At 73.8% G+C, this 15,150-nt stretch carries 16 protein-coding genes; 7 read left to right on the top strand and 9 right to left on the bottom strand.

The features are described from left to right. Positions 1–7 precede the first annotated feature (7 nt). From ACTMSW_RS23800 to ACTMSW_RS23785, 4 genes are read right to left on the bottom strand one after another with little or no spacing between them, the layout of a single operon-like run. Positions 8–1,252 carry a metallophosphoesterase gene (locus ACTMSW_RS23800; RefSeq protein WP_441182896.1) on the bottom strand — a complete coding sequence of 415 codons (1,245 nt, stop codon included), beginning with the start codon at positions 1,250–1,252 and terminating at the stop codon, positions 8–10. Between the two features lie 11 nt (positions 1,253–1,263). Further along, positions 1,264–1,554, bottom strand: a complete 291-nt coding sequence (locus ACTMSW_RS23795) for a MoaD/ThiS family protein (protein WP_441182895.1) — start codon at positions 1,552–1,554, stop codon at positions 1,264–1,266. Positions 1,555–1,556: 2 nt separating this feature from the next. Further along, positions 1,557–2,570: a GTP 3',8-cyclase MoaA gene (gene moaA, locus ACTMSW_RS23790; protein WP_441182894.1), complete on the bottom strand. Its 1,014-nt coding sequence runs from the start codon at positions 2,568–2,570 to the stop codon at positions 1,557–1,559. Beyond that, positions 2,567–3,481 carry a fructosamine kinase family protein gene (locus ACTMSW_RS23785; RefSeq protein WP_441182893.1) on the bottom strand — a complete coding sequence of 305 codons (915 nt, stop codon included), beginning with the start codon at positions 3,479–3,481 and terminating at the stop codon, positions 2,567–2,569. Before ACTMSW_RS23785 ends, moaA begins: the two co-directional genes overlap by 4 nt. 153 nt (positions 3,482–3,634) lie before the next feature. On the opposite strand from ACTMSW_RS23785, the gene ACTMSW_RS23780 reads away from it, so the two are divergent. Continuing rightward, a complete protein-coding gene (locus ACTMSW_RS23780) occupies positions 3,635–4,681 on the top strand; it encodes a DUF4192 domain-containing protein (RefSeq protein WP_441182892.1) in 1,047 nt (348 codons plus the stop codon). 157 nt (positions 4,682–4,838) lie between these two features. Beyond that, on the top strand, positions 4,839–5,555 hold the full coding sequence (locus ACTMSW_RS23775; protein WP_441182891.1) for a GAP family protein: 717 nt from the start codon (positions 4,839–4,841) through the stop codon (positions 5,553–5,555). Positions 5,556–5,580: 25 nt separating this feature from the next. Here the strand turns inward: ACTMSW_RS23775 and fdhD are convergent, their stop codons facing one another. After that, positions 5,581–6,435 carry a formate dehydrogenase accessory sulfurtransferase FdhD gene (gene fdhD, locus ACTMSW_RS23770; RefSeq protein WP_441182890.1) on the bottom strand — a complete coding sequence of 285 codons (855 nt, stop codon included), beginning with the start codon at positions 6,433–6,435 and terminating at the stop codon, positions 5,581–5,583. Between the two features lie 197 nt (positions 6,436–6,632). Between fdhD and ACTMSW_RS23765 the strand changes: the two genes are divergently transcribed. The 3 genes from ACTMSW_RS23765 (at position 6,633) to ACTMSW_RS23755 (ending at position 8,937) form a co-directional block, all read left to right on the top strand. Then, a complete protein-coding gene (locus ACTMSW_RS23765; RefSeq protein ID WP_441182889.1) occupies positions 6,633–7,481 on the top strand; it encodes an NTP transferase domain-containing protein in 849 nt (282 codons plus the stop codon). Then, a complete protein-coding gene (locus ACTMSW_RS23760; RefSeq protein WP_441182888.1) occupies positions 7,478–7,744 on the top strand; it encodes a DUF6457 domain-containing protein in 267 nt (88 codons plus the stop codon). The genes ACTMSW_RS23765 and ACTMSW_RS23760 overlap by 4 nt, the downstream gene beginning before the upstream one ends. Before the next feature lie 89 nt (positions 7,745–7,833). After that, positions 7,834–8,937: a T3SS (YopN, CesT) and YbjN peptide-binding chaperone 1 gene (locus ACTMSW_RS23755; RefSeq protein ID WP_441182887.1), complete on the top strand. Its 1,104-nt coding sequence runs from the start codon at positions 7,834–7,836 to the stop codon at positions 8,935–8,937. A 78-nt stretch (positions 8,938–9,015) separates the two neighbouring features. Here ACTMSW_RS23755 and ACTMSW_RS23750 read toward each other — a convergent pair whose 3' ends face one another. After that, the gene (locus ACTMSW_RS23750) at positions 9,016–10,896 is read right to left on the bottom strand and encodes a beta-propeller domain-containing protein (protein ID WP_441182886.1); all 1,881 of its coding nucleotides are present in this window, start codon (positions 10,894–10,896) and stop codon (positions 9,016–9,018) included. A 57-nt stretch (positions 10,897–10,953) separates the two neighbouring features. Next, positions 10,954–11,412: an Lrp/AsnC family transcriptional regulator gene (locus ACTMSW_RS23745; RefSeq protein WP_441182885.1), complete on the bottom strand. Its 459-nt coding sequence runs from the start codon at positions 11,410–11,412 to the stop codon at positions 10,954–10,956. 59 nt (positions 11,413–11,471) lie between these two features. Here ACTMSW_RS23745 and ddaH point away from each other — a divergent pair, with 59 nt between their 5' ends. Then, positions 11,472–12,305: a dimethylargininase gene (ddaH, locus tag ACTMSW_RS23740; RefSeq protein WP_441182884.1), complete on the top strand. Its 834-nt coding sequence runs from the start codon at positions 11,472–11,474 to the stop codon at positions 12,303–12,305. Positions 12,306–12,363: 58 nt separating this feature from the next. Here ddaH and ACTMSW_RS23735 read toward each other — a convergent pair whose 3' ends face one another. Then, positions 12,364–13,578, bottom strand: coding sequence for an ABC transporter substrate-binding protein (locus ACTMSW_RS23735; RefSeq protein ID WP_441182883.1), 1,215 nt, complete (start codon positions 13,576–13,578; stop codon positions 12,364–12,366). 81 nt (positions 13,579–13,659) lie between these two features. Continuing rightward, positions 13,660–14,457, bottom strand: a complete 798-nt coding sequence (locus ACTMSW_RS23730; RefSeq protein WP_441182882.1) for an alpha/beta hydrolase family protein — start codon at positions 14,455–14,457, stop codon at positions 13,660–13,662. A gap of 83 nt (positions 14,458–14,540) precedes the next feature. Between ACTMSW_RS23730 and ACTMSW_RS23725 the strand changes: the two genes are divergently transcribed. Then, a complete protein-coding gene (locus ACTMSW_RS23725; RefSeq protein WP_441182881.1) occupies positions 14,541–15,143 on the top strand; it encodes a bacterial proteasome activator family protein in 603 nt (200 codons plus the stop codon). The last annotated feature ends 7 nt before the right edge of the window (positions 15,144–15,150 follow it).

The raw sequence follows: 15,150 nt of genomic DNA, 5'->3' as shown, positions 1-15,150 counted from the left end.
AGCTGCGCTATGCCGACCGAAGCTCCACGAGGGTGATCTGGGGGTTGGCCCCGACCCGGACCGGCGGACCCCAGAAGCCGGCACCGTTGGTGACGTACACCTTCGTGCCGTCGACCTCGCCGAGGCCGGACACCACCGGCTGCTGGAGCTTGACCAGGTAGTTGAACGGGACCATCTGGCCGCCGTGGGTGTGGCCGGACAACTGCAGGTCCACGCCGAACTTCGCCGCGTCGAACGCGGCGACCGGCTGGTGCGCGAGGAGCACGACCGGGCGGCTCGGGTCGCGGTCGCCCAACGCGGCCGCATAGTCCGGCGGCCCGGCCACGCCGGTGCCCGCGGCCGTGGCGTCGTTGACGCCGGCCAGGTCGAGCACGCCGCCCCGGGCCGCGATCTCGATTCGCCGGTTCTGCAGGACGCGCAGCCCGAGCCGGTCCACCTCCTGGACCCACTCCTCCACGCCGGAGTAGTACTCGTGGTTGCCGGTGACGAAGTAGCTGCCGTAGCGGGAGCGCAGGTCGCGCAGGGGTGCCGCTGCCGACCCCAGCTCGGCGACCGAGCCGTCGACCAGGTCGCCGACGACCGCGACGATGTCGGCGTCCAGACGGTTGATCGCGGCCACGATCCGCTCGGTGTGCGCCCGCCCGCGCAACGGGCCGAGGTGGATGTCGGAGACCGTCGCGATCCGCAGGCCGTCCATGCTGCGGGGCAGCTTGGCCAACGGGATCCGCACCCGGTCCAGCTCCGGCGGGCCGAGAGCGTTGCGGATGCCGTACCCGGTCAGGCCGGTGGCGGTGAGGCCCGCGAAGATCGCCGCACCGCGCGCGAGCAGCAACCGGCGGTCCGGGTCGTGGTCGGTCGGGATGACGGCGCCGGTGGCCGGCGGGTCGGCGGGGCCGGCGGCCCCGACCAGGGCCGGCTCGGGCGCGGCCGTGGTCGGCTCGGCGGCGGTCAACCGGCGGCGCACCACCAGCCGGGCCACCAGCATCGGGATCTCCAACGCCACCAGCAGGACCAGCAGGTAGAACATGACGGCGAGCCAGAGGTAGCCCGGCCACGCGAGCCAGTAGAGGCCGGCCTGGGTGCCCGCCATCGTCGCCGGCACGAGCAGCGCCAGCACCAGCGCGGTGATCCCGCCGATCCGCCGCCGGCGCCCCGGCGCGGTGGTGTCCCGCACCAGCCGCTTCCAGAGATAGAGGTGGATCAGGCCGGTGATCAGGCCGAGCGTGGCCACGAACCCGACTACCGCCAACACGTGGGCCTCCCTCAGCCGCCCGCGAAGGGGGGCAGCACGTCGATCGTGGCCCCGGCCGGCAGCGGTGCTTGACGATCATGACAGGTGACGCCGTCGACCAGGAAACTCGCCGCCCGCAGTACGGCGGCCAGCCGGTCGCCGTGCCGCGCGGACAGGTCGATGAGGACTTCGTCCAGACAGCGGCCGGCGGATGCGGTCTCCTCGGTGCGGCCGGCCGCCGCGCGCGCCCCCGCGAAGTAGCGCACGGTCAGCGTCCCGGCCGCCTGCGGCCGCTCCGTCGTGGTCGGTCGTGCGTCGTCCACGCTCAGCCCCCGATCGCCGACATCGGCCGGACCGGCTGCAGGAAGGCCGGGTCGTCGATGCCGTGGCCCGCCCGCTTGCCCCGCATCGCGGCCTGCCACCGCCGGGCCAGCTCCGCGTCGTCCGCCCCGGACCGCAGCGCGCCGCGCAGATCGGATTCCTCGGTGGCGAAGAGGCAGTTCCGGATCTGGCCGTCGGCGGTCAGCCGGGTGCGGTCGCAGTCGCCGCAGAACGGTCGGGTCACGCTCGCGATCACGCCGACCCGGGCTGGGCCACCGTCGACCAGCCACGTCTCGGCCGGCGCCGCGCCGCGCTCGGCCGGGTCGGCGACCAGCGTGAACTCCTGCTCGAGGGCGGCGAGGATCTCGTCGGCGGTCACCATCGTCGTGCGGTCCCAGCCGTGCTGGGCGTCGAGTGGCATCTGCTCGATGAACCGCAGCTCGTAGCCGTGGTCCAGGGCAAACCGCAACAGGGCCGGTGCCTCGTCGTCGTTGACACCCCGCATCAGGACCGAGTTGACCTTGACCGGGGTGAGCCCGGCCTCCGCCGCGCCGGCCAGCCCGGCGAGGACGTCGTGCAGGCGGTCCCGCCGGGTCAGCCGGGTGAACCGCTTCCGGTCCAGCGTGTCGAGCGACACGTTCACCCGGTCCAGGCCGGCGGCCCGCAGGGTGGTTGCGAGCCGGTCCAGACCGAGGCCGTTGGTGGTCAGCGAGATGCGCGGGCGGGGCTCCAGCGCGGCGACCGCCGCCACGATGCCCACCAGACCGGGCCGGATCAGCGGCTCGCCGCCGGTGAACCGCACCTCGGTCACCCCGAGCTGCCGCACCGCCACCCGGATCAACCGGATGATCTCGTCGTCGCTCAGGAGCTGCGGCCCGGCCAGCCAGGGCAGGCCCTCGGCCGGCATGCAGTACGTGCAGCGCAGGTTGCACTTGTCGGTCAGGGAGACCCGGAGGTCCCGGGCGACGCGGCCGTACCGGTCGACGAGGACGCCGACGGTCGGCGGGGCGACGCTCACCCGTCGACCGTAGCGCGCCCGAGCCCGGTCAGGGCCTCCCGGGCGGTCCGGGCGACCGCATCGCGGTACGCCCCACCGAACAGAGAGGTGTGCACGAGCATCAGGTGGAGTTGGTGCAGTGCGACCCGCTGACGCCATCCGTCGGCGAGCGGCCACGCCTCGTCGTAGGCGGCGATGATCCGGTCCCGGTGCGGGACACCGCCGAAGAGCGCGAGCTGTGCCAGGTCGGTCTCTCGATGCCCACCGTGCGCCGCCGGGTCGACCAGCCACACGCGGTCGTCGTCGCCCCAGAGCAGGTTGCCGGCCCACAGGTCGCCGTGGATACGGGCCGGCGGCTCGTCCCCGCCGACGTCCCCGATCCGGGCGACCACCTTTTCGACGGCCCCGCTCTCGACGCCGGTCAGCGCGCCGTTGTCGATCGACATCCGCAGGTACGGCAGGAGCCGGCGCTCGGCGAACCAGCTCGACCACGGGCCCCCGTGCGGGGTGTTGTCCGCCGGGAGCGCGCCGATGAACCCGGGCCACTCCGCCCCGAACGCCGGCGCCCCGGCCCGGTGCATCCCGGCCAGCTCCCGACCGAACCGCTCGGCGGCCTCCGCACTCGGCTCGCCCGGATCGACCCATTCCAGCGCCAGCAGGCCGGGCAGTGCCACCACCACCTCCGGTACGGCCACCGTCCCCGCCACGCGCAGCCAGCGCAGACCGGCCGCCTCGGTGGCGAAGAAGCCCTCCGGCACCGGCCGTGCGGCGGTTTCCGGCCAGGTCTTCGCGAAGATCGAGTGGCCGTCGTCGAGGGTGAGGCGTGCGGCGGCGCAGATGTCGCCCCCGGACACCGGCGTCTCCCGGATCCGCTGGTGGGTCAGGAACGTCGGCAGGTGCTCGGGGTGCGCCCGCAGGTACGCCAGATCCATGGAAGGCAACGTAACCCCTGCCACCGACGACGGGCGGACCGTCGCGACGGGTGAAACGGCGTGAGCTGCGAGAACACGCTGCGTGACTGTGGACAACCCGCGTGTCGTCCACAGGGCCTGTCGGAGCGCTCCGCAGGGCCGCAGGCTGCCGACATGACCTCGACCGATGGCCCCCGCCTCGCCGTCCGTTCCCCCGCCGACCTCGTCGCCGCCGTGCCGTACCTGCTCGGCTTCCACCCGGCCGACAGCCTGGTCGTGGTGGCGATGCGAGGCCGCCGGGTCACCTTCGCCGCGCGGCTCGACCTGCCCGGTCCCGCCGACCCGGTCACGCCCGCCCGGCACCTGGCCGTCGTGGTCGCCCGGCAGGCCGCCGAGACCGCCACGGTGCTCGGCTACGGGTCGGCGGCGCGGGTCACCCCCGGTGTCGACGCGGTACGGGCCGCCCTCGCCGACGAGGGGATCCCGGTCCTCGACGCCCTCCGGGTCACCGACGGCCGGTACTGGTCGTACCTCTGTGCCGAGCCCGAGTGCTGTCCGCCCGACGGCACCCCGTATGACGTGTCGGCCAGCGCGGTCACCGCGGCGGCGGTCTTCGCCGGTCAGGTCGCCCTGCCCGACCGCGCCGCCCTCGTCGCGCAGGTCTCCCCGGTCGAGGGGCCCGACCGCGCCGCCCTGAGGCGGGCGGCGGAACGGGCCGAACGCCGCCTCACCGACCTGCTCGACCGGGCCTCGCGCACCGACCTGAAGTCGGGCCGGTCGGTACGGGTCGCCGGAACGGCCGCGGTACGCCTCGCGTTGCGCGCACAGCGGCGGGGGCGTCGGCTCACCGACGACGAGGTGGCGTGGCTCGCCCTGCTCCTGACCGACGTGACGGTCCGGGACTTCGCCTGGGCCCGCACCGACGGTCGGGACGAGGACATCGCGCTCTGGGCCGACGTGCTCCGACGCGCGGAGCCGGAGTTCGTCGCCGCTCCGGGTGCCCTGCTGGCCTTCGCCGCGTGGCGAGCGGGCCAGGGCGCCCTGGCGGCGGTGGCCCTGGAACGGACGCTGGCCCTGCACCCCGACCATTCGCTGGCCCGCCTCCTGGACGACCTGCTCCGGAACGGTGTGCCGCCGGCCCGGCTGGACGGCTGGCCGGCAATCGGTGTCCCGGGTGTGGTGCGCCGCCGGCGGCGCAGGAGTGACCGTGGTCCCCGCTGACCGTCCGACCGACGAGCGACCACGGAGCGCCGCCGCCGGGCCGGACGGACGCGCGAGTCCGTGGAACGATGTACGACGTTCGTGCCGGCGGGCGGTTCCGCCGGCCCTGGAACGGCCGGAGGATGCTCAAGGTGGTCGCACACCGGACGGTTCCGGCGTGAGCGCCGGTCTGCTGCTGTCCCTCGCCGGTCTGGCGCTGGTGGACAGCACCAGCATCGGCACCCTCTTCATCCCGGTCTGGCTCCTTCTCGCACCGGGGCCGGTCAGTGTCCGGCGGATCTTGACCTACCTCGGCACCATCGCGGCCTTCTACTTCGTCGTCGGCCTGCTCCTGTTCTGGGGCGGCAGCCGACTGGCCGACGCGCTCGGCGGAGCGCTCGACAACCGGCCGGTGCTCTGGGCGCAGCTCGTACTCGGTGTCGGGTTGTTCCTGCTGAGCTTCCGGTACGGCGGGAAGCGGAAGGCCCGCACGGGCGGTGTGCTGCGCTGGCGGGACCGGGCCACGGCGGGCGACGCCTCGGCACGGTGGCTGGTCGGGCTGGCCCTGTTCGCGGCGCTCGCCGAGGTGGCGACCATGCTGCCGTACCTCGGCGCGGTCGGCCTGCTGGCCACCTCCGGCGTGGGACCGGCCGGTGTCGTCGGCCTGCTCGCCGGCTACTGCCTGGTGATGGTGCTGCCCGCGGTCGTGCTGCTGGCCGCGCGGGTGGCGCGGCCTGCGCGGATCGAGCCGCTGCTGGCCCGGCTCAACGACTGGATCACCCGGACCTCCGGCAGCACGCTGGGCTGGATCCTCGCCATCGCCGGCTTCCTGCTGGCCCGTGACGCCGCCACCCGTCTCGAGCTGTTCGGCGCGCTCGACCGCTGGGGATCGTGACGCCGACAGCGGCGTGGCGAGTGGGTCAGGTCGTGACCCGCTCCGGGTGGGCGTAGACGTTCATGGTCCGCCCCCGCAGGAAGCCGACCAGGGTGATACCGGCCTCGTCGGCGAGGTCCGCGGCGAGGGTGCTGGGCGCGGACACCGCCGCGAGCAGCGGCAGTCCGGCCATCCAGGCTTTCTGGGTCAGCTCGAAGCTGGCCCGCCCGCTCACCAGCAGTACGTGTCCGGCCAGCGGCAGCCGACGCTCCCGGACCGCCCAACCGACCACCTTGTCCACGGCGTTGTGCCGGCCGACGTCCTCGCGCAGCACGACCAGCTCACCGTCGGCGGTGAACAACCCCGCCGCGTGCAGGCCGCCGGTGCGGTCGAAGCCCCGCTGCGCCGCGCGCAGCCGCTCCGGAAGGTCGGCCAGGACGGCCGCCGGCACGCGCAGCGGATCGTCGGTCACCGCGAAGATCGACCGGGTACGCACGGCGTCGATGCTCGCCTTCCCGCACACCCCGCACGAGCTGGTCGTGTAGAAGTTCCGTGCCGGGTCCGCGGTCGGTTCCGGCACGCCGGGTGCGAGCGCGACGTCGACCACGTTGTACGTGTTGGGCGTGTCCGTGCCGGCGCAGAGCTGGGCGGTGAGCACGTCGTCGGTCGACCGGATCAGGCCCTCGGTGAGCAGGAACCCGATCGCCAGGTCCAGGTCGTCCCCGGGCGTCCGCATGGTCACGGCCAGCGGCCGACGTCGACCGGGACCGGCCGCACCCACCCGGATCTCCAGCGGTTCCTCCCCGGCGAGGCTGTCCGGCCGGCGTACCGGCGTGCGGCCCTCGGCCACCGCGTCGAGGTCGATCCGGAGTACGCCCCGGCGGTCAGTCGCCCGTCCCATCCCGCCATCCTGCCTCGCTCCCGCCGCCGCGGCACCCGCCCGTCCGCACCGGCCCCGTGCGATGCGGACTCCGCCACTGAAAGATCGACTCGACGTCACTGAAGTCGGGGTGTCCACGGCAGGTCGACACCCCGACGTCACTGACACCGAGTCGATCAACACGTTCTCGGAGGCGATCGCGGGGCTACCGTGTCCGGATGGGTGGATACGCGGCGGTGGTGCTGGCGGGGGGCGCCGCCCGACGCATGGGTGGGACGGACAAGCCGGCCCGCCTGGTCGCCGGCCGACCGATGCGGGACCGGGTGCTGGCGGCGGTGCCGGACGCCGACCCGCGGATCCTGGTCGGTCCGATGCCCGGAACGTCGGCCGAATGGTCCGGCGGGCCGTCGGCAGGGCCGTCGGCCGAATCGTCCGCCGGACCGTCAGCCGGCGAGCTGGTCGGGGCGCTGGTCGGCGGCGAGCAGCCGCACGGCGGGTCAGTGGCGGCGCTCGACGGGGTGCTGGTCACCCGGGAGCAGCCCCCCGGCGGCGGGCCGGTCTCCGCGCTCGCCGCCGGGCTGGCCCTGCTGCCGGCCTCGGCGACCGTTGTCGCCCTGCTCGCCGCCGACCTGCCCCTGCTCACCCGTGACGCGGTCGGTCACCTGCTCGACCGTCTCGGCCCCGACCGCAGCGGGATGCACCCGGTCCACGCGCGGCCGATCGCGCCGGGCGCCGAGGGCACCGCGCCGGGCGCCGAGGGCACCGCGCCGGGCGCCGAGGACGCCGCGCCGGGCGCCGAGGACGCCGCGACGATCGACGGGGTCTGCTTCGTGGACGCCGGAGGGCGGCGGCAGACCCTGTGCGGGGTGTGGAGGGTCGACGCGCTACGGGGGGCCGTGCACCGGCTCGCCGCCGAGCGGGGCGGGTCGCTCGCCGGGGCTCCGCTGCGGGCGGTGCTCGCCGGGCTGACCGTCGTCGAGGTGCCGTGGTCCGCGGACGGCCCGCCGCCGTGGTTCGACTGCGACACTGACGAGGACGTACGCCGGGCGGAGGAGTGGGCGCGATGACGGTGATGGACGACTGGGTCACGGCGGCCTGCGCCGAACTGGGGTTGAACCCCGCAGAGGTCCCGGTGCCGGCGGTGCTCGACCTGGCCCGCGACGTGGCGCACCAGGTCCTGCGGCCGGGCGCGCCGGTCAGCGCGTACCTCCTGGGGCTCGCGGTCGGTCGTGGCGCGGACCCGGCCGGTGCCGCGGCCCGGCTCCGCGACCTCGCCGCCAGCTGGCCGGTGGAACTCGGCGCCGAGCGTTCCGGCGGGAACCCGGCCTGAACGGCCCGCCGCCGTTGTCCGATCCCGGTCGGCGTTGATTTGCGCCCCCGGTTCCGTGGGTAGGGTGACCTTGACGGACGGAGGCGATCATGACGGCAGACCACCCCTCGGCGCCGGCTGGTGAATCGCCCGGCAGCCTGCCGGAGCACCACGAGTCGATCCTGCTGGACGAGCCCACCACGGCGGACCTGCGCGCGAAGGTGACGCAGGCGTGGCGGGAGTTCGCCCGGGCGCTGGCCGAGCGGCTGGCGGAGCTGCCCGGCGGCTCCCACGTCGAGCTGACCCTCGACCCGACCGCCTCCGGCACGGGTGACGCCGTCTACTCGATCAGCATCGACGTGGAAGCGGACCGGTCGCTGGCGGCCCGTGCGGTGGGCAACGCGAGCCTCCCGCAGGGCTACCGGCTGAACCGGGCCGCGGTGGCCGACATGGTCGCGCTGGGCTGGTCCCCGCCGGGCGTGCTGGAGGGCTCCGGCGAGCACTTCGGGCTGCACGGCGGCCCCGAGGAGACCACCAAGCTCGCGGCGCTCTTCTCCCGGACCCTGCGGGACGTCTACGGCGCCCCGCACCCGGCCTTCCTCGTCTACCTCATCCACGACGCCGAGGGCGAGTCGCTGGAGGGCGGGCCGCTGGGCACGGCCCGCAGCGAGTTCGGCCCGGACCGGAACGTCGAGGCCGACCTGGACGAGGCGCTGGCGAAGGCCGCCGCGCAGCCCACCGGGGACGACGTGCTGGGACTGGCCGAGCGGGTGCGGGCGGTCGTCTCGACGATGCTCAAGTCGGACGAGGACCGTCTCCAGGTCGATTCGGACGGCGACATCACCATCCGTGCCGGCTCGGCCATGGTCTTCGTCCGGGTGCGGGACAACCCGCCCCTGGTCGACGTGTTCTCTCCGGTCCTGACCGAGGTGGAGCCGACCGAGCGGTTGTACGTGAAGCTGTCCGAGCTGACCAACCGGATGCCGATCGGCCGGCTCTACTGCGCGGACGACACGGTGTGGGCCTCGATCCCGGTGTTCGGGCGCAACTTCCAGGCCACCCACCTGATGCTCGCCGTGCAGGTGATGACCGGTCTCGCGGACGAGTTGGACGACCGGCTGCACGGCGAGTTCGGCGGCAAGCGCTTCTTCGGCGAGGGCGACAAGCCCACCCAGCGCGGCCAGGACGAGCACCGCACCGGCATGTACCTGTGACACCGCCGCCCCGCTGACGGTGGGTGGGGCCCGGTAACCCCGAATGAAACCGGGCCCCACCCGCCGGGGGAGGGAGGGTCAGGTCGAGGGGAGCCAGGCGAGGCTCCGGGCGGTGGTCGGGTCGCTCGCCCGTAGGCCGGTCTCGGAGACCGTCCAGAGCACGCCGCCGACCAGCAGCGACCGGGTGACGGACGGGTGGGACACCGTGCCGCTCTCGGTCAGCGCGTCGCCGGTGACCCGCAGCAGGCGTACGCCGTCGCCGACCGGAACGGCGACCAGCCCGGACGCCGGGTCGTGCAGGAAGGCGTGCGGGTCGTACTCGGCCGCCGACGTGTCGCCGGGCACGTGCCACCGGTCGAGCCGGATCGGGCGGGCCGGGTCGCGCACGTCGAAGAGGGAGACCTGGACGCCCCGCACCCGCCCGTCGGTGTCCGCCTCCTGGCCCACACCGAGCAGCCGCCCGTCGCCCACCGGGTGCAGGTACGACGAGTAGCCGGTGATCTTCAACTCGCCGGTGACCCGGGGCGCGGCCGGATCGGTCAGGTCGAGGGTGTAGAGCGGGTCGGTGCGCCGGAACGTCACCACCTGCGCGGTGGCGCCGAGGTAGCGCACGGAGTAGATCCGCTCTCCCCGGCCCAGGCCGCTCACCGCGCCGACTCCGACGAGCGTGGCGCCCTGCTGTCGCAGCACGTGCACACCGGACTCGGAGGTGCGTCCGGCGGCCGCGAAGGTCGTCGCCACCCGCAGGTGGCCCTGCCACTCCGACAGCGCGTACCGGTCGACGAGCCAACCCGGCACCGAGCCGGCGGCGGCGTACCGGGGTCGACCGGGTGCGCTCGTGTCGAACCGGTGGATGTCGGTGGTGAGCGCCCCGGTGGGGCGGATCCAGCGGCGCGGGTCCGACGCGCCCACCCCCCGCACGCCGGCCAGGTAGAGGCTGTCCCCGGTGGCGTAGACGGTGTCCGCGTGGGTGGCGACGCTGACCGGGTCGCCGTCACCGAGCCGACCGCTGCCCAGGTCGAAGCTGAGCACGGTGAGTACGGCGGAGCCGTCGGCCCGCTCGGTGCGGCTCAGCCGGTCACAGCCGATCCGTCCGGTGTGCCGCTGCGAGCCGGCCGTCCACTCATACTCCGGCAGCCAGGCGTCGATGCCGGCGGTGGCGACCGCCGCCCGGTTGGCCGCGGTCGCGCGGGCGTCCGGGTCGTTCTGCTGGCTGTCGAACGGCGGGAAGGTGACGCGGGCGGCGGACCGGACCACCACGCGCGCGGTGCCGCCGGTCTGGCGGGCGTCGAGCCGGTTGCCCTGGATCCGGTACGTCCCGAGCACGCGGGGGGCGCCGGCGAGGTCGACCAGGACCAGCTTCGTGCCGCCGAACGCGGGGCCGCTGGGCCTCTCCCGGCCCGATGTCACCGGCGTGAAGACGTCCGTGAGCACCAGCGCCCGGTCACCGTGCAGCAGCAGGTCGTTGCGTCCCCCCCGGTCGTCCGGGCCGTCGGCCAGGTCCAGCCGGCCGACGACGCGGCGGGTCGCCGGGTCGACCACCCGCAGGACCTGACCGGTCACCGTGACGATGCGCCGTCCGTCGGTCTTGACCAGGTCGGGTTCGTCGACGCCGATCTCCTGCACGTTCGTCGTGGAGTGCTCGGGACGGTTGCCCTCCCGGCGGTCCGCGGCACCCGCCGCCACCATGGGGCCGCCCAGGCGCTGTCCGATCCAGGCGGTGTCGTCGCCGACGAAACCCCACGGGCCCACCGACGCGGTCGCCACCGACCGCAGGTCGGCCAGCGCCTCGGCGCAGGAGTCGTACGAGATCGGGTCGGGGGCCGGTGCCGCCGCGCCGGGGGCGGACACCGCAACGGCCGCGGTGGTGGACCCGTCGGCGGCCGGAAGGAGGGGCGTGCTCCCGGAGAGCGGGACGAGGGCGAGCAGCGTGCCGGCGGCGAGCATTCCCCGTTTCATGGCCGATGGGACGCGCCCGACGCCCGTCGGGTTCCGTCGGATCCGGAGGGTGCCCCGTCAGCCGGTGGACGGGCCGACGCCGGGGGACTCGGCCAGCCGGGAGAGGACGATGGTGCTGCGGGTCGAGGTCACGAAGGACTCCGCGCGCAGCCGCTCCAACGCCGCCTCCAGATGCGCGATGTCGGCGGCCCGCAGGTGCACGAGGGCGTCGGCCTCACCGGAGACCGTGTACGCGCCGACCACCTCCGGGTGCCGACGGACGGCCACACCGATCTGCACGGGGGTGGTCCGGCCGGCGCAGAACAGTTCCACGAACGCCTCGGTGGTCCAGCCGACGGCGGCCGGGTCCACGACGGCCGTGAATCCCTTGATGACCCCGGCGGAGCGCAGCCGGTCGACGCGTCTTTTGACGGCCGGTGCGGAGAGCGACACCCGTTGTCCGATGTCCGCGTACGAGGCGCGGGCGTCGGCGACGAGCAACGCAATGATCCGCTGGTCTACGGCATCTATCTGCAACGTTCCGCCTCTGAGAAGCAATGGTTCTGGCTGTTACCAAAGTTCTACGGTACCTACCCTTGGTCACCGTGAACCAGCAGCGAGTCTCGCGAAAGCGGACATATCTCATGTGCTCGCCTGAGCACTTCGCGGTCGAGTACGCGATCAACCCGTGGATGGACGTCACGACCGCGGTCGACGCGGAGTTGGCGGTCAAGCAGTGGGACCGTCTGCGGGAGACCCTGGTCGGCCTCGGTCACGACGTGCACCTGCTGACCCCGCAGCGGGGCCTGCCGGACATGGTCTTCGCGGCCAACGGCGCGTTCGTCGTCGACGGCACCGTGTACGGCGCGCAGTTCAAGCACGAGCAGCGGGCCGCCGAGGCCGCCGCGCACCGGGCCTTCTACGAGTCGCAGGGCTGGCGGTTCATCGCGCCGAGCGAGACCAACGAGGGCGAGGGCGACTTCGCGTACCTGCCGGAGGCCCATGGTGGCCTGGTCCTCGCGGGTCACGGCTTCCGCACCGAGCTGCCGGCGCACGCCGAGGCGCAGGAGGCGCTCGGCCGGCCGGTGGTGTCGCTGCGCCTGGTCGACCCGCGGTTCTACCACCTGGACGTGGCGCTCGCCTCGATCGACGACGAGAACGTCGTCTACTACCCGGGCGCCTTCTCGGCGGCCAGCCAGAGGGTCCTGACGCAGCTCTTCCCGGACGCGGTGATCGCCGACGACGAGGACGCGCTGGCCTTCGGCCTGAACCTGGTCAGCGACGGGCTCAACGTCGTGCTCAACAGCGAGGCGACGCGGCTCGCGGGCAAGCTCAAGGCCGCCGGCTACCACCCGGTGCCGGTGGAGCTGGGCGAGCTGAAGAAGGGCGGCGGCAGCGTGAAGTGCTGCATCGCCGAGTTGCGCCACTGATCGGACACACACGAGGAAGGGCCGGCCCCACGGGGCCGGCCCTTCCTCGTACGCGACCTCAGCCGAGCGTGGCGAGTTCGTTGATCAGGACGTTGGAGAGCACCTGACCGTCGAGCTGGACCTCGCGGAGGTACCACTTCTGCTGCGGGGTACGCGGCTGGTTGAACTGCCAGGTACCGCGCGGGCTGTCGATCTGGCCGATCTTGCCCAGGGCCAGGTTGACCTGCTGCGAGTTGGGGTTCTGCCCGGCCAGACGGATCGCCTGGTCGAGCACCTGCGCGGCGTCGTACGACGCCATCGCGTACGTGGTCGGGGTGGTGTTGTGCTTCTTGCGGTACGCGGAGGCGAAGACCCGGTTGGCCGTGTTGCCGAGGTCGGCCGAGTAGTTCAGCGCGGTCTGGATGCCCAGGGCGGTCTCCGGGTTCTTGGCGAAGCTCTCCAGCACACTGCCCTCGGTGAGGAAGCCGGGCGCGTAGACCTTGCCCTTGTAGCCCTCGCCGCGCAGCTGCCGGATGAACTCGGTCGCCGCGGGCCCGTCGTAGAAGCAGAAGAGCGCGGCGGGCTTGCCCTTGATCGCCCGTCGGATGTCCGCCACGAATTCGGTCTTCCCCGGGTCGGCGGGATTCGCGAGGGGCGCGGTCCACACGACCGGGCCCTTGATCCGCCTGTCGGTCTCGCCGAAGTCCCGCCGGAAGCCGCGCAGTACGTCCTGGCCGGCCGGCGTGTTCGGCATGATGATCGCGACCTTGTCGGACGGCGCGAGCCGGTCGCGCAGGTGCCGGCCGAGGGCCCGGCCCGCCTCGTCCAGCACGTACGAGGTGCGCCAGATGTAGACGACGCTCTGCAGGCTGGTCGGCGAGGCGTTGGAGCCGACGAGCGGCACCCGGGCCTGCTCGACGGTGTCCCGGATGCCCAACATGACGGCCGGGTTGGCCACGCCGGTGAGGGCCAGTACGCCCTGCTTGAGCAGCGATTCGACGGCTGCCTTGCCGGTCGCCCCGCTCGCGCCCTCGTCGGCGGTGAGCAGCTCGACGGGGTGCCCGCCCAGGTTCCGGTCGTTCAGCTCCAGGAAGAGCTGGAACCCGTTGGTGATCTCGTCGCCGATGGCCTTGTAGGCGCCGGACGTCGGTGCGACGAGGCCGATCTTGATCGGGCGCCCGTCACCGGTCGAGGCGCCCTCCGGGTCCTCGTCCGAGCCGCAGGCGGCCACCAGTCCGGTCGTACCGAGCGCGGCCAGCAGCTGGAGTGCTCGCCTGCGGTTGATCTGCGACACCGAGTTCCTTCCCCCGGAAGCGTTGCAGGGCGGTCAGCGCCCCTCCGGCGTTCTACCTGGTTGGCGACGCTCCGTCAATGCCTAATGATCTTCAACAAGATTCCGCAACGCAGTGGCAACGTGCGGCCAGGCCTCCGACTCCGGGTCGATGAGCCCGAAATGTTCGCAAAAGGGCAGCTCGACAAGCGCTATTTCGGCGCCGGCCGCCTGCCCGGTGGCGACGAGGTCGCGGCTCATGGCGACCGGTACCTGCCGGTCCAACGTCCCGTGGACGACTACTGTGCGTTGCCGACTCGGCACCAGCCTCCGTGGATCGGCCGCCGCGTACCGGTCGGGCACGTCGTCCGGGCCGCCGCCGAGGAGGGCGGCCACCGCGCCGGAGTCCAGATCCCGCCGGTACGCCTCGGCCAGGTCCGCAACCGGGGCCAGGGCCAGGACGCCCGCCACCGCGGCCGGAGCGGTCGCCGCCACGTACAGGGCGAGCTGGCCGCCCGCGGAGTGCCCCACCAGAACCGGCGCACCGGGAGCCACCCGCCCGGGCAGCGCCTCCGCCGCCAGCCGGGGCAGCTCTGTCACGCCGGTCAGGACGTCGGTGAACGTGCCCGGCCAGCCGCCACCGGGCTGGCCGGTCCGGCGGTACTCCAGTTGGGCCACCGGGTGCCCGAGCGCGGCCAGCGCGGCGGCCAGTGGTCCGGTGTGCCGGCGGTCGTACTCCGCCCGCCAGAAGCCCCCGTGCACCACCACGACCAGCCTCCGGGCCGGACCGGAGCCGGCGGGACGGCGCAGGTCGGCCACCTGGTCCGGATGGTCGCCGTAGGCGACGGTCGCGTCCGGTGCCGGGGCGGGACGACTGAGCACGGCGCGCGGGTCGGCGGACATGGCGCGACGGTAGCGCGGCCGACGGAGCGGATACCCGCCGGGAGTCGGTCCCCGGACGCATGGGCAGGCGCGGCTGGGTAAAGATGGGTGCCATGACCCAGACGCACTCCGCGGGACAGAACGACGAGCCGGAGCAGGACGGCACCGGACACTCGGGCACGGTCGTGGTGATCGGCCCGGACGGCCGGCCGGTCGGCACGGTGCAGGCCGACGAGGGCGGCGGCGAGGACCCGACCCGACTGGTCGAGCAGCCGGCCAAGGTGATGCGGATCGGCAGCATGATCAAGCAGCTGCTGGAGGAGGTCAAGGCCGCGCCGCTGGACGACGCCAGCCGGCACCGGATGCGGGAGATCCACGAGCGCTCGATCGTGGAACTGAAGGAGGGGCTCGCCCCGGAGCTGCGGGAGGAGCTGGAACGCATCTCGCTGCCCTTCACCGAGGAGAAGGCACCCAGCGAGGGCGAGCTGCGCATCGCGCACGCCCAGCTCGTCGGCTGGCTGGAGGGCCTGTTCCACGGCATCCAGGCGGCCCTCGTGGCACAGCAGATGGCTGCCCGGGTGCAGTTGGAGCAGATGCGCTCCGGCCGGCAGGCGCTGCCCAGCGGTCCCGGCGGGATCATGCCGGGCATGCCCGGCCCAGGCCAGCCGCAGGGCGGCGAGGGACACAGCACCGGCCAGTACCTCTGACCGTCGG

Origin of the sequence: Micromonospora sp. BQ11, from assembly GCF_052068135.1 — a bacterium.
Classification (GTDB): Bacteria; Actinomycetota; Actinomycetes; order Mycobacteriales; family Micromonosporaceae; genus Micromonospora.
This window is presented reverse-complemented; position numbering and strand designations above follow the sequence as displayed.